Source organism: Shinella zoogloeoides, assembly GCF_020883495.1.
Taxonomy (GTDB): Bacteria; Pseudomonadota; Alphaproteobacteria; order Rhizobiales; family Rhizobiaceae; genus Shinella; species Shinella zoogloeoides.
The window spans coordinates 132,292-145,371 of record NZ_CP086612.1 but is presented as its reverse complement, the minus strand read 5'-3'; the positions used below and the strand labels follow the sequence as shown (position 1 = coordinate 145,371).

Below are 13,080 nucleotides of genomic sequence, written 5' to 3'. Positions count from 1 at the left end.
AATCATTGATCTTGTCGGAAAAATTGTCAATATCCACCTTGCACAACACGGGGGAACCATGGCGGGAAAACTCAAGAAGCTGGTCGATATCCGGCGCAAGGAACTCAGGCAGGCCGCCTTCGAGGTGCTTCAGCGCGAGGGCTTGGCCGGGGCGACGCTGGAAAAGGTCGCCGCCCATGCGGGCGCGTCCAAGGGCATCGTGCTGCACTATTTCCGCAGCAAGCAGGAGCTTTTCGAGCAGGCCATGCGCGAGGCGAATGCCAACCTGCGCGACGCCGTCGCCGAAAACCTCAAGCAGGCGCGCACGCCCTATGAGCGGCTGATCGCCATTGTCGACACCAATTTCGACCCGCGTTTCTTCCAGCCCTCGGTCGCCCATGCCTGGCTGTCGCTCTGCGCCGAGGTGCCGCGCGAGGCGCAGCTCGCCCGCATCCAGGCCGTCATCCACGCCCGCATGCATTCCAACCTGCTGTCGGCGCTCCGGGAGCTGATGCCGGTGGAAGAGGCCCGCCAGACCGCCCTTCTTATCAGCGCGCTGATCGACGGTCTCTGGCTGCGGCTCGGCCTCGACGCCGGGGCGATAACCCGGCCTCAGGCCATCGCCCTCATGCACGACGTCATCGACCAGCGCATCGAGGGCCGCCGCAGCGCGGCGACCCCGACATAGCGGAACGAGCGGCAGGCCGGCTCAGTCGAGCCGGCGGCCTTCGGCGTCGAACAGGTGCAGCTTGTCCGCCGGCAGGTCGATGCGCACGGTCGGGCCGGGGTTCAGCAGAGCGCGGTCCAGCGTGAAGATCTTCAGCGGGATATCATGCACGCGCACATGCATGATGATGCCGAAGCCGGTCGGCTCGATGAGGTCGACGCTCGCCTCCAGCGCGCCGTTCTCCGCAACCACGACATGCTCCGGGCGGATGCCGAGCGTCGCCTTCGCCCCGCTCTCCAGCCCGGCGGCCCTGCGCGCCGGCAGCGCCGTGCCGCCGGCAAGCTGCAATTCCGCCCGGTCGCCCGAAACGAGATAGCGCCCCTCGAAGAAGTTCATGCCGGGCGAGCCGATGAAGCCGGCGACGAAGAGATTGGCCGGCCGGTCGTAAAGCTCCAGCGGCGAGCCGACCTGCTGGACGACGCCGCCATGCATGGCGACGATCCGGTCGGCCAGCGTCATCGCCTCGATCTGGTCGTGCGTGACATAGATGGAGGTGGCGTTGAGATCGCCGTGCAGCTTCTTGATCTCGGCGCGCATCTGCTCGCGCAGGCGCGCGTCGAGGTTCGACAGCGGCTCGTCGAAGAGGAAGGCCTTCGGCTGGCGCACGATGGCGCGGCCCATGGCCACGCGCTGGCGCTGGCCGCCCGACAGTGCCTTCGGCCGGCGCTCCAGCAGCGGGTCCAGCCCCAGCTTGGCGGCAGCCCCGCCGACAGCGCTGGCGATCTTCTCCTTCGCCGTGCGGCGCAGGCGCAGGCTGTAGCTCATGTTGTCGGCCACGCTCATATGCGGGTAGAGCGCGTAGGACTGGAACACCATGGCGATGTCGCGGTCCTTCGGCGCAAGGTCGTTGACCCGCTTGCCGTCGATGCGGATGTCGCCGGAGGTCACGTCCTCCAGCCCCGCGATCATGCGCAGCAGGGTGGACTTGCCGCAGCCCGAGGGGCCAACGAGCACGATGAACTCGCCGTCGCGGATGGAAAGGTCGACGCCGTGCAGCACGGGGAAGGCGCCGAAACTCTTGCGGATGCTCTGGATATCGATGGAAGCCATGGGAGAGCCTTTCAGCCTTTGACCGCGCCGGCCGTCAGGCCCTGCACGAGATAGCGCTGGATGAGGAGGAAGAAGAGGCAGGCCGGGATGAGCGCGAGCACGCCCGCCGCCATCATTTGCCCGAAATCGACGGAGAATTTCGACACGAAGGTCAGAAGCCCGACCGGGAAGGTCGCCGTGTCGTTGCCGGAAATCAGCATCAGCGCGAAGAGCAGTTCGCTCCAGGCCGCGGTGAAGACGAAGCCGAGGGTCGCGGCGATGCCCGGCAGCGTCAGCGGCAGGATGATCTGGCGGAAGGCGACGAACTGCGTCGCCCCGTCGATCATCGCCGCTTCCTCCAGGTCCTTCGGGATGCCGTCGAAGAAGGACTGCATCAGGAAGGTGGCGAAGGGCACGTTGAAGGCCGTGTAGACGAGGACGAGGCCCGTGAGGCTGTTCGTCAGCCCGAGCGGCGAGAGCATCTTGAAGATCGGCGCCACCAGCATGACCAGCGGGAACATCTGGGTGATCAGCATCAGCGCGACGATCCAGTATTTCGCCCGGAAGCGGAAGCGCGACAGCGCGTAGCCGGCGAGCGAGGCGAGGATCGTCACCGTCACCGCCGTGGAGCCGGCGACGATGAGGCTGTTCTTGAAGAAGGTCGGAAACGCGCTGTGCTGGATGACGAAGGCGTAATGCTCGAAGGTCGTGCGCGAGGGCCACATGCGCACGCCCTCGCTATACAGCAGGTCGTTCGGCGTCACCGACACCTTGAGAAGCCAGAACAGCGGGAAGAGCGCGAAGACGACATAGGCGAGGATCGCCAGGCGATGCAGGACGGTGAGGACGGTTTTGCTTCTCATGGCCTCACCCCTTGTTGAGCATCGTCTGCCGCAGCAGCACGATCAGCATGGAATAGACGAGCAGGAGCACGAGCAGCACGAGGGCGATCGCCGAGGCGTAGCCGAAATCGAGCCGCTTGAAGGCCTGCGTGAAGATGTAGCTGGCGACGATCTGCGTCCGGTCCGCCGGCCCGCCATTGGTCATGACGACGATGAGGTCGGCGAAGTTGGAGATCCAGACCGTGCGCAGCAGGATGGTGATGGCGATGGTCGGCGCCAGGAACGGCAGCGTGATCGAGACGAAGCGCTGCACCGGCCCGGCTCCGTCGATGCTCGCGGCCTCGTAGAGATCGCGCGGGATCGACTGGAGCGCGGCCAGCAGCGTGATCGCGAAGAAGGGAATGCCCCACCAGACATTGGCGACGATCGGTCCCCACATGGCCAGATGCGGATCGGACAGGATGTTGTTCGGCCCGTCGAGCATGCCGGCGGCATACATCCAGTGCGGCAGCGGGCCGATCACCGGGTTGAACAGCCAGGCCCAGTTGAGGCCGGCCAGGAAGCTCGGCACCGCCCAGGGCAGGAAGCAGAGCGCCTGCGCAAGACCCCGCCCGGCAAAGGGCTTGTCCAGCAGGAGCGCCAGGATGAGGCCGAAGATGAACTGCAGGAAGACCGAGGCCCCGGTCCACCAGAGCGTGTTGCGCAGCGCCCGGAAGAAGGCCTCGTCCTGCCCGAGCGTGCGGAAATGATCCAGCCCGATGAAGCCGCCGGAGAACGGGTTGAGAAGCTGGATATCGCGGAACGCATAGGAGATGCCCACCACCAGCGGCACCAGCATGACCGCGATGATCAGGATCAGCGCGGGAGCGCTGTAGAGATAGGGTTCAGAGGCGTCGGCGAGCCGCTTTCTCAGCGGTCGGACAGGCGAATGGGCGGCAACGGTCATCGTCTCGCTTCCGTTCGGGGTTGCGCGGCGTCATGTGCGCGGGCGAATCCGGGCGGCCCGGGCGCAAGCATGTCGCTGCGCCCGGGCCTTCCGGCTTACTTGCTGTTGGCGAGGAACTTCTGCTGGCCCTTCGTCAGGTATTCCGCCCACTGGTCGGCAAGCTGCTGGGGCGTGATGTCGCCGAGCAGGGCCTCCTGCGAGGTCTTGACCACGAGGGAGTCCTTGAAGAAGGCGAATTCCTCCAGATGCGTCGGCATCACGGTCGGCACCGCGTCCTTGTCCTGCAGCTCGGCAAACCAGCCCTTGAACTGCTCGCTGGCATAGAACGGATCCTTTTCCGCCGTGGTGTGGACCGGCAGCGCGCCCGTGCGCTTGTTCCACTCGATATTGCCTTCCGGCCCTTCGAGCGTCTCGATCAGCTTCCAGGACAGGTCCTTGTTGGCGCTGTTGGCGAACATCGACCAGCCGGCGAAGCCGATGGTCGGGAAGGTCTTTCCGTCCGGCCCCTTCGGCATGGTCATGATGCCGTAGTCTTCCGCCTTCATGCGCTCGGCGATGGCGATGAGCGCATCCGGGTCCTGGTCGAGGAAGGCGCAGGTGCCGCTATAGAAGCCCGCGACGATCTCGTTGAAGCCCCAGTTGACGCTGTCCTTCGGCGCATAGCCGTTCTTGTAGAGGTCGATCACGAAGGTGAGGCCCTTGACCCAGCCCTCGGAATTGAAGGTGGAGGTGCCGTCCTCGTTGAAGAACTTGTTGGAGCCGGCCATGGAGGCGCCGAACATCACCCAGCCGTTGAGGCCGCCCGGGCCGCCGCGCAGGCAGTAGCCGTATTTGCCCGGCAGCGCCGAGACCTTCTTGGCGGCTTCCGCGAATTCGTCCAGCGTCTTCGGCGGCTCGCTCACGCCGGCCTCGGCCAGCAGCTTCTTGTTGTAGAACATGGCGCGCAGGTAGAAGCCGTAGGGCAGCATATAGGCCGTGTCCTTGATGTCGCGGCCAAGCTCCAGGGCGCGCGGCGTCAGGCTGGGCGTGTGCTCCCATTTCTCCAGATACGGCTCCAGGCTTTCGAGCATGCCGTTGTTCGCATAGAGCGAGAGCCAGGTGTCGGGCATTTCCATGACGTCCGGCGTCTCGCCGGCCGAGACCATGGTGGCGAACTTCTGGAACGCCTCGCCCCAGGGCAGCGAGATGATCTCGACCTTGGTGCCGGGATTTGCGGCCTCGAACCGGCCGACGATGGATTTCAGCGTTTCGGTGCGCTCGGGGCTGGTGATCACCTCGACGAGCTTCAGCGTGGTGTCGGCAAGCGCGCTCGACGCCATCAGCGTGGTGAGAAGCGCCGCAGTCAGAAGTCTTTTCATGGTCGTTCCCTCTTTTGGTCGTGATTGGATTTCGACGTCAGTTTTCGGTCGCGGCGGCCATCGCCGCTTCCAGATCCCTCCACAGGGCCTCGGTTCCCTCCAGGCCGATATGGAGACGCACGGACCGCGCGTGGATGCCGAAGGCATGCGCGGAATTGGGTTGGGCCTTCTGCTGCAGCACCACCTCGCCCGGGACGATCAGGCTTTCATGCCCACCCCAGGAGACGCCGAGCTTGAAGAGCTGCAGGCGGTCGGCGAAGGTTTTCACATCGACGCCCTCGCGGAAGACGAAGGAGAAGAGGCCCGAAGTGCCGGTCAGCCCCGGCGGCAGGCGGTTGGCGAGCGCCGGATGGCAGACGGTCTCGACGATATCGAGCGCCTGGAGGCGCTTTGCGATTTCCAGCGCGGCGGCCTCGTGCGCCTTCATGCGGATCGGCAGGGTGCGCAGGCCCCGCACCAGCAGCCAGGCGTCGAAGGGTGAGAGCTTGCCGCCGAGATAGGGATAGGCCTCCGACCGGATGCGGCCGATCAGCTCCTTCGAGCCGGTCACCACGCCCGCCACGACATCGCTGTGGCCGCCGAGATATTTCGAGGCGGAGTGCAGGACCAGATCGACGCCGAGCGACAGCGGCCGCTGGAAGATCGGGCTTGCCCAACTGTTGTCGATGACGCTGACGACGCCGTGGCGCCTTGCCAGCGCCGCAAGCGCACCGACGTCATGGGCCTCCATGACCCAGCTCGTCGGGCTTTCGAGATAGAGGAGCCTGGCTCCCGGCAGCGCCTTGGCGACCGCCTCCTCGTCGCGCCCGTCGACATAGGTCACGTCCACCTTCATGCGCTTCAGGTGCGTGCCGAACAGGCGGTAGGCGTCCGGGTAGCAATGGCGCACGGCGACGATGCGGTCGCCCGGCTCCACGAAGGACAGTACGGTGGAGGAGATCGCCGCCATGCCGCTGGCAAAGCCCAGCGCATCCTCGCCGCCTTCGAGCTTGGCCAGCATCTCCTCGAAGGCGCGCACTGTCGGGTTGAGGCCGCGCGTATAGATCGGCCGCACGATCTCGCCGCGATAGGCCGCGACCATCTCGTCATAGCTGCCGAAGGTGAAGAGCGAGGTCTGCACGATGGGCGGCACGACCGCGTCGAAGGCGTTCGCCTCGTCATGGGCGACGGTGAGAGAAGCAAAGTCGAACGGATCGGCTCCGTTGATCATTTGGACATTTCCTTGATGTCTTCCTCGACGACGGCGAGGATTTTCAGGGTTTCGATGCGCGCCGTCTCCGGGTCCCCGGCGGCGATCGCGTTGAAGAGCGTGCGGTGGAACGGGAAGGACCGGCGGGCGAAGTCCGAGCGGTCGAACGGCTCTTCCCAGAAGCGCTCGAAGGCGCCGCGCATCTGTTCGAGCAACTGCTTGAACAGCGGATTGTGGGTGGCGTCGTAGATGGCGAGGTGGAAGGCGAGGTCTTCCGGGCCGGAAGTGCCCTTGGCGATATGCACCCGCTCCATCTCGTTCAGCTTCGCCTCGATGACGACGAGATCGTCCGCCGTGCGCCGCCGCGCCGCCACCATGTTCGCCTCGCATTCGAGGCCGCGACGAACCTCCAGCGTCTGCAGCAGCACGTCGCGCAGATGCGCCGCGTCGAAGGAGAGCGGCATGTGGACGGTCGCAGTGGTGACGGGCTTGAGGAGATAGGTGCCGCTGCCCTTGCGGCTCTCGATGACGCCGAGCGCCTGGAACTGGCGGATCGCCTCGCGGATGGTGGAGCGGCCGACATTGAGCGCGGCCATCAGCTCCCGCTCGGCCGGCAGCCGGTCGCCCGCCTGAAGGCTGGCCCGGTCGATATAGGAAGCCAGGGCCTCCGTGACCTGCCGCGCCCGATCGATGGGCGGCAGCGGCTCGATCGCCGGCCTCTCGCTCGTCGTCTGTGGCGACATGCGCCCGTTCCCCTGTTTGCGCCAGCTTCTCAAATTGGTCTGACATCTTATCATTATGCGCCGCGCGACGGCTGTCAAGCGGGCATGCGAACGGCCCCGGCGCATGCACCGGAACCGTTCGGCATGGCCGGCTTACCGACTGGTCAGAGCTGGTGCAGCGCGAAGGGCGTGCCCGCGATGGTCTCGACGCGCATGCGGAAGCCGAAGACGGCCTCCAGCGTATCGGCATCGAGGATTTCGGCCGGCGCGCCGTCGGCGACGATGCGCCCGCCCTTCATCGCCACGATGCGGTCGGCATGGGCGCTCGCCTGGTTGATGTCGTGCAGCACGACGACGACCGTCTTGCCGTCCGCGTCGGCGGCGGTGCGCAGCGCGCGCATCAGGGCGCGGGCGTAGTACATGTCGAGATTGTTCAGCGGCTCGTCGAGCAGCAGGTAATCCGTGCCCTGCGCGAAGGCCATGGCGACGAGGGCGCGCTGGCGCTGGCCGCCCGAAAGCGTTTCGATGAGGCGGTCGGACAGATCGCCGAGATCGAAGCGGGCGATGGCGGCGGCGACGAGGGCGTGGTCCTCGCCGGTCATGCGGCCGCGCCCGTGCGGGAAGCGGCCGAAGCCGACGAGTTCGCGCACGCTGAGGCGGCTCGCCACCGCCGTGTCCTGGCGCAGGATCGCAAGGACGCGCGCAAGGTCGCGGCCCGGCGTGGTGTCGACCGGCAGGCCGTCAACCGAGATCGCGCCCGCCTGCAAGGGCTGGAGCCGCGCGACGAGCGACAGCAGCGTGGACTTGCCCGCGCCGTTCGGGCCGATCAGCGCCACGACGCCGCCCTTCGGGATCGTCAGGCTGACATCGTGCAGGACCGGCGTCGCCCGGTGCCTGAAGGAAACGTTCTCGATGCGGATCATGCGCGGCTCCCAAGGAGCAAGAGGAGGAGGAAGACCAGCCCGCCGACGAAATCGATGACGACGCCGAGCGCCGCCGCATTGCCGAGCGCGTGCTGGAACAGCGTCTGCCCGCCGACGAGCACGACGATGCCGGTGAAGGCGGCGGCCGGCAGCAGGACGCCGTGGCGGCGGCTGCCGACGATGCGCTCGGCGAGCGCCGCCACGAGCAGGCCGAAAAGGGCGACCGGGCCGACAAGCGCGGTGGAGACGGCCACGAGCGCCGAGACGAGCAGCAGCAGGCCCGTCACCGTGCCCGCCCAATGCACGCCGAGGCCCGTTGCGGCATCCGCGCCGAGCGCGACAATATCGAGCACATGCCGCGCCCGCCAGGCAAGGACGATGGCGACGACGGTCACGATGGCGGCGAGGACGAGCAGATCGGTGCGCACGGCGTTGAAATTGGCGACGCTGGCCGATTGCGCCACGGCGAAGGCATTGGGATCGATGAGGCGGGCGAGCAGCGATTGCAGGCTGCGGAACAGCACGCCGAAGACGACGCCGGCAAGCAGCATCAGTCCCATGTCGAGCCGGCGGCGCAGCATCGGCAGCAGCAGCCCGCAGGCCAGCCCCATCAGCAGCGCCACTTCCAGGGCGAACTTCACCTGCGGCTGGAGCGTCACGTAGCCGACGCCGCCGAGCAGGAAGACCAGCAGCATCTGGCCGAAGAGGTAGAGCGCGTCGAGACCCATGATCGAGGGCGTCAGGATGCGGTTGCCCGTCACCGTCTGGAAGATCACCGTGGAGACGGCGATGGCGACGCCGACCTGCACGAGCGCGGCGAGCTTCAGCAGGCGCAGCTCCAGCACGAAGGCGATGTTGCCCTTGAGGCCGATGGCGAGGAAGGCGGCAGAGACCGCGAGCGCGGCAAGGCCGAGACCGAGGAGACGGCGATCAGCCATGGCCACCCCGCCGGAAGAGCAGCCAGAGGAACACCGCCCCGCCGACCACGCCCATGACCGTGCCGGCGGGAATCTCGTAAGGATAGCGGATGAGCCGGCCGGCAATGTCGCAGGCCAGCACCAGCCCCGCCCCGCCGGCGGCGACCCAGCCGAGCGTGCCGCGCACATTGTCGCCCTTCAGCCGCGACACGATGTTCGGCACGGCCAGCCCGACGAAGGGGATCATGCCGACGACGACGACCGTCAGCGCCGTGACGACGGAGACGATGACGAGGCCGATCTGCATCATGCGCGCATGATCGATGCCGAGGCCGACACTCGCCTCGCGCCCCAGCGCCATGATCGTCAGCCGGTCGGCGACGAGCATGGCGAGGCCCACCATCAGGGCGGCGATCCACAGAAGCTCGTAGCGCCCGCGCAGCACGCCGGAGAGTTCGCCATTGGTCCAGACGGAGAGGAATTGCAGGAGGTCCGCCTGCCAGGCGGCGAAGGTCGCGACCGCGCCGATCACCCCGCCATAGACGATGCCGAACAGCGGCACGAGAAAGGGCTGCTGGGGCGGCAGGCGATGGGCGGTGGCAAGGAAGATCGCGGTGCCGGCCAGCGCCGCGCCGCCCGCCACGAGCGTCTTCAGCCAGAGCGCGGCGGCGGGAAAGAGCAGCGTGACGAGAAGGATGCCGAGTTCGGCGCTCTGCGCCGTGCCGGCCGTCGACGGCTCGACGAAGCGGTTGCGCGATAGCGTCTGCATGATCAGCCCGGCGACCGCCAGCCCCGCCCCGCTCAGCACGGCGGCCAGCGTGCGCGGCAGGCGGCTGACGGCGAGGAGATGCATGGCCTCGGGATCGCCGAGCGGCATCGGGCCGACGCCGACGGCAAGGCTCGCCACGAAGAGGGCCGCGAGCGCAAGGCCCGCGGTAAGAGCCGTCCACGGCAAGGGTCTGGAAACGGCGGGCATCATTTCGCGGCGGCGAAAGCCTCCGTGATCGTCGCCAGCACGCGCCCGAGCGACTGCACGCCGCCGGCCGATATGTAGAAGTCCGGCGCGGGGAGATAGACGACCTGCCCCTTCTTCCACGCCGTCGTGCCGGCGACCAGCTCGTTGTCGAGCGTCACCCGGGCGGCCTGCTCGTTCGAGCCGACGGCGGCGGCGCGGTCGAGCACCAGCAGCCAGTCCGGGTCGGCCTTGCGGATGAATTCGAAGGAGACCGCCTCGCCATGGGTCGCCGCCTCGACCTCGCCCACCGCCGCCGGCAGGTCGAGCGCCGCATGCACCCAGCCGAAGCGCGAGCCGGGGCCGTAGATCGACACTTTCGGCCCGTTGGTCATGACGATCAGCGCCTTGCCCTTGCCGGCGACCGCCGCCCTGGCGGCGGCAAGGCCCGCATCCAGCTCGGCCGCCGCGGCTTTCGCCTCCTCCGCCCGGCCGAAGAGGTCGCCATAGGTGGCAAGGCGCCGCTTGGCCTCGGCCACGAGATCGTCGCCGTCGATGGTCATGTCGAGCGTCGGGGCGACCTTGGCCGTCATATCCGCCTTGGCGGCCGAGCGGCTGCCGACGATGACCAGATCGGGCGCAAGCGCGCTCAGCGCCTCCAGATCCGGCTCGAACAGGGTGCCGACCGCCGCCGCGCCCTTCTGCACCGGATCGAGTTCCGGCAGATAGAGCTTTTCCGGCACGCCGGCCGGCTGGACGCCGAGCCGGGCGAGCGTGTCGATCGCGGCGATGTCGTAGACGGCGACGGTCTTCGGCATCGTCGCCACCGCCACCGGCCCGCGCGCCGTCGCGACATCCATCGCGCTGGCCGTAAAGGTCGAGAGGGCAAGGGCGGCAAGGGCCGCGAGGAAACGGGAGATCTTCATGCTTCACCTGTCATGCTGGCGGGATTTCGGGGTCAGGCGGCCTTGTCCTGCCGCCAGTCGAGCGCCTCCAGCTTCTCGCGGAAGGCGAAGCGCACGAGATGCGATTCGATGATCGCCTGGGTGTGGGCGAGGCCCGCATCGTCGCCGGCGCGCACCACGATACGCAGGCCCTTCCCGTCGGCATCCATGACGCCGGAGCCGGCGGGGAACTGACATTCCGCGTGGGTATCCGTGTAGGAAACCGTGATCTTGTGGGCGAAATGCTTGCAGAGCTGCACCAGATATTTCGAGCCGCTCGCGGTCTCCAGATATGCGGCCGATTCCAGCATGGCCTGTCCTTTCCTGCATGAGCGGCCTTGGCCGCAAAACATAACTTATTTACTCATCTTTTCCCGGCAAGGGAAGCACCCGCCGCCGAGCCCAGCCGGCGGCGGGTGCAAACCCGTCAGAACTTGACGCCGGCATGCAGCGTGAAGGTGCGGCCCGGCGCATAGACCGGATCGATGCCGCCACGGTTGGAGCTTGCCGCGAAGCTGGAGCGCTCGAAGTACTGCTTGTCGAACAGGTTCTCGATGCCGAGGCGCAGCGAGACGTTCTCGAAGGCGGGCGGGGTCCATTCCGCATAGGTGTTGACGACGGCATAGGCCGGCTGGTCGTAGAAGCCGCCGGCGCGCGCCACCTCGTCCGAGATCTTGCCGGCCCAGGCGAGCGTCGCGCCGACCTTCATGTTGTAGTCGGGGATCGCCTGGTCGATATAGACGGTCGCCATGCTGCCGACGGGCATGAAATATCCGCTGTTCGGCAGCACCGACTTGCCGTCCACGGTCACCCGCGCATGGGTGTAGGTGGCGCCGAAGGTCGTGTCGTTCCAGGTGTAGTTCGCGTTCAGCGTCACGCCCCGGCTGCGGTATTCGTCCGGATCGTTGGCGAGCATGGCGGTGCCGTAGTCCGGCAGCCCGTCGATGCGCGTGTCGAACAGCGTGATGCCGGCGTTCCAGTCCGCGCCGCCGACATTGGCGCCCACCTTCAGGTTCTTCGCCGTGCCGGTGTCGAAGCCCGGGTCGGTGTAGAAGGCGTTGTTGCGGGCATGCACATAACCGTAGTCGCCGATGACGTAGCCGAGCCAGGTGCGCGAGGCACCGGCGAAGACCTCGAAACCGTCCGTGAACTTGTAGGCTACCGTGGCGTTTACGCTCGCGCCGCTGTCCGAGAAGCGCTTGCCGTTCCAGTCCTCGAAGCGGTGCGTGTCGTAGCGCGCGCCGGTCGAGACGTTGAACCCGCTGTCGAACTCGAAGCGCCCCTGCGTGAACACGCCGAACTGCGTGGTGTCGAAGTCACGGTAGCGGCGGTCGTTGTTGCCGTAGTTGTCGGTGTGGTAGTCGTGCTGGCCGAAGTCGATGCCGGCGGTGATCTTGCCCGGATCGATGGTGAAGGTGTTCTGGATCTTGCCGCCATAGAGATCCTCGTTGAGGATCATGTTGCCGTTGGTGCGGGCCTGGTAGTCGGTGCGCCAGTAGTCGTTCTCGCTGTAGTACAGCATGAATTCCGGGTCCCACATGTCCGTGGGGGCGACGGAGGTGTAGCTGAACTTGACGGCGTCGCGCGAGACCTCCAGCGGATGGAGTTCATCGCCCGTCAGGCCCATGTTCATCTTGATCAGGCGGTCTGCCTTGTCGCGGCTGCGCTCGTAGTTCAATTCGAAGCGATTGTCCTCGAACTCGTAGCCGAGCTTGGCGAGGATGTTGCGGGCGGCCGGCTCCGTGCCCTTCACGACCTTGCCGTCGCCGTCCTTGTAGTCCCGGCCGTTCTGGCCGTGCGCCATGACGAACCAGTCGAAATCGCCGATCCGGCCATAGGCCGCCGCATTGCCGGCGACGCCGCGCCCGTTGCTGCCGACCGTCGTGCCGAAGCGCGCGCCAAAATCCTTGCCCTCTTCCAGAAGGTCTTTCGCGCCCACCGTCTCGTAGCGCACCGCGCCCGCGGCCGCCGCGAAGCCGGAATCGGCCGCCGCCGCGCCGGCCTCCACCTCGACCCGCTTGAGGAAGACCGGATCGACCACGCTGGAGCCGGTATGGTGCCAGCTCGTCGCCGTCTGCGGCACGCCGTCGACGGTGACGGCGAGGTTCGACTGTTCCATGCCGAAGACATGGATGCGCTTGGAGGGACCGCCGCCGCCGGAGACCGCGATGGAGGACTGGCGCGAGAACAGCTCGGAAACGTTCGTCGGCATCAGCCTGTCCAGCTCTTCGCGCGAGACGACGGTGCCGCCGGTCGCCACCACGTTCTCGCGGCCCCGGTTGATGATGGTGACCGTTTCGAGCGTCGTCACCTCATCCTGTTTCTTGGCGTCCTCGGCCTGAAGCGCGGCGGTCATCGCCAGAAGCGAAACACCGGCGAGCGGCAAAATCCGTGAGAATGTCATGGGTCTACTCCAACCTGCGAGATGCGGAAATACGGCCCGGCGCGCTGCCAGGCGATCGAACGGGATGATTTCAGGAAAGCGCCCTGCGGGCGGCGGCGCTCAGCGGCGCTGCGGACGGATCGGTATCGTGGCGTTCATGTCGGCGTGC

At 67.0% G+C, this 13,080-nt stretch carries 13 protein-coding genes; 1 reads left to right on the top strand and 12 read right to left on the bottom strand.

All coding sequences use genetic code 11. The features are described 5' to 3' along the window. Positions 1 to 58: 58 nt before the first annotated feature. On the top strand, positions 59 to 667 hold the full coding sequence (gene betI, locus K8M09_RS21905) for a choline-binding transcriptional repressor BetI (protein ID WP_160786493.1): 609 nt from the start codon (positions 59 to 61) through the stop codon (positions 665 to 667). A gap of 21 nt (positions 668 to 688) precedes the next feature. On the opposite strand, the gene K8M09_RS21900 is transcribed toward betI, so the two are convergent. The 12 genes from K8M09_RS21900 to K8M09_RS21845 form a co-directional block, all read right to left on the bottom strand. Next, positions 689 to 1,756, bottom strand: a complete 1,068-nt coding sequence (locus tag K8M09_RS21900) for an ABC transporter ATP-binding protein (protein ID WP_160786494.1) — start codon at positions 1,754 to 1,756, stop codon at positions 689 to 691. An 11-nt stretch (positions 1,757 to 1,767) separates the two neighbouring features. Continuing rightward, on the bottom strand, positions 1,768 to 2,598 hold the full coding sequence (locus K8M09_RS21895; protein WP_160786495.1) for a carbohydrate ABC transporter permease: 831 nt from the start codon (positions 2,596 to 2,598) through the stop codon (positions 1,768 to 1,770). Between the two features lie 4 nt (positions 2,599 to 2,602). Beyond that, positions 2,603 to 3,523 carry a carbohydrate ABC transporter permease gene (locus tag K8M09_RS21890; RefSeq protein WP_160786496.1) on the bottom strand — a complete coding sequence of 307 codons (921 nt, stop codon included), beginning with the start codon at positions 3,521 to 3,523 and terminating at the stop codon, positions 2,603 to 2,605. Positions 3,524 to 3,618: 95 nt separating this feature from the next. Then, on the bottom strand, positions 3,619 to 4,881 hold the full coding sequence (locus K8M09_RS21885) for an ABC transporter substrate-binding protein (RefSeq protein ID WP_160786497.1): 1,263 nt from the start codon (positions 4,879 to 4,881) through the stop codon (positions 3,619 to 3,621). Between the two features lie 37 nt (positions 4,882 to 4,918). Then, positions 4,919 to 6,091, bottom strand: a complete 1,173-nt coding sequence (locus K8M09_RS21880) for a PLP-dependent transferase (protein ID WP_160786498.1) — start codon at positions 6,089 to 6,091, stop codon at positions 4,919 to 4,921. Continuing rightward, positions 6,088 to 6,813, bottom strand: a complete 726-nt coding sequence (locus K8M09_RS21875) for a FadR/GntR family transcriptional regulator (RefSeq protein ID WP_160786499.1) — start codon at positions 6,811 to 6,813, stop codon at positions 6,088 to 6,090. The genes K8M09_RS21880 and K8M09_RS21875 overlap by 4 nt, the downstream gene beginning before the upstream one ends. A gap of 143 nt (positions 6,814 to 6,956) precedes the next feature. Continuing rightward, positions 6,957 to 7,715 (bottom strand): iron ABC transporter ATP-binding protein, encoded by a 759-nt coding sequence (locus tag K8M09_RS21870; RefSeq protein WP_160786500.1) that lies wholly within the window; start codon positions 7,713 to 7,715, stop codon positions 6,957 to 6,959. Beyond that, complete coding sequence (locus tag K8M09_RS21865; protein ID WP_160786501.1) at positions 7,712 to 8,653, bottom strand: iron chelate uptake ABC transporter family permease subunit; 942 nt, start codon at positions 8,651 to 8,653, stop codon at positions 7,712 to 7,714. Before K8M09_RS21865 ends, K8M09_RS21870 begins: the two co-directional genes overlap by 4 nt. Beyond that, complete coding sequence (locus K8M09_RS21860) at positions 8,646 to 9,608, bottom strand: ABC transporter permease (RefSeq protein WP_160786571.1); 963 nt, start codon at positions 9,606 to 9,608, stop codon at positions 8,646 to 8,648. The genes K8M09_RS21865 and K8M09_RS21860 overlap by 8 nt, the downstream gene beginning before the upstream one ends. Further along, positions 9,608 to 10,510: a siderophore ABC transporter substrate-binding protein gene (locus tag K8M09_RS21855; protein ID WP_160786502.1), complete on the bottom strand. Its 903-nt coding sequence runs from the start codon at positions 10,508 to 10,510 to the stop codon at positions 9,608 to 9,610. The genes K8M09_RS21860 and K8M09_RS21855 overlap by 1 nt, the downstream gene beginning before the upstream one ends. Before the next feature lie 32 nt (positions 10,511 to 10,542). Continuing rightward, positions 10,543 to 10,839, bottom strand: a complete 297-nt coding sequence (locus tag K8M09_RS21850; protein WP_206366679.1) for a DUF2218 domain-containing protein — start codon at positions 10,837 to 10,839, stop codon at positions 10,543 to 10,545. 116 nt (positions 10,840 to 10,955) lie between these two features. Further along, positions 10,956 to 12,932 carry a TonB-dependent receptor domain-containing protein gene (locus K8M09_RS21845; RefSeq protein WP_160786503.1) on the bottom strand — a complete coding sequence of 659 codons (1,977 nt, stop codon included), beginning with the start codon at positions 12,930 to 12,932 and terminating at the stop codon, positions 10,956 to 10,958. Between the last annotated feature and the right edge of the window lie 148 nt (positions 12,933 to 13,080).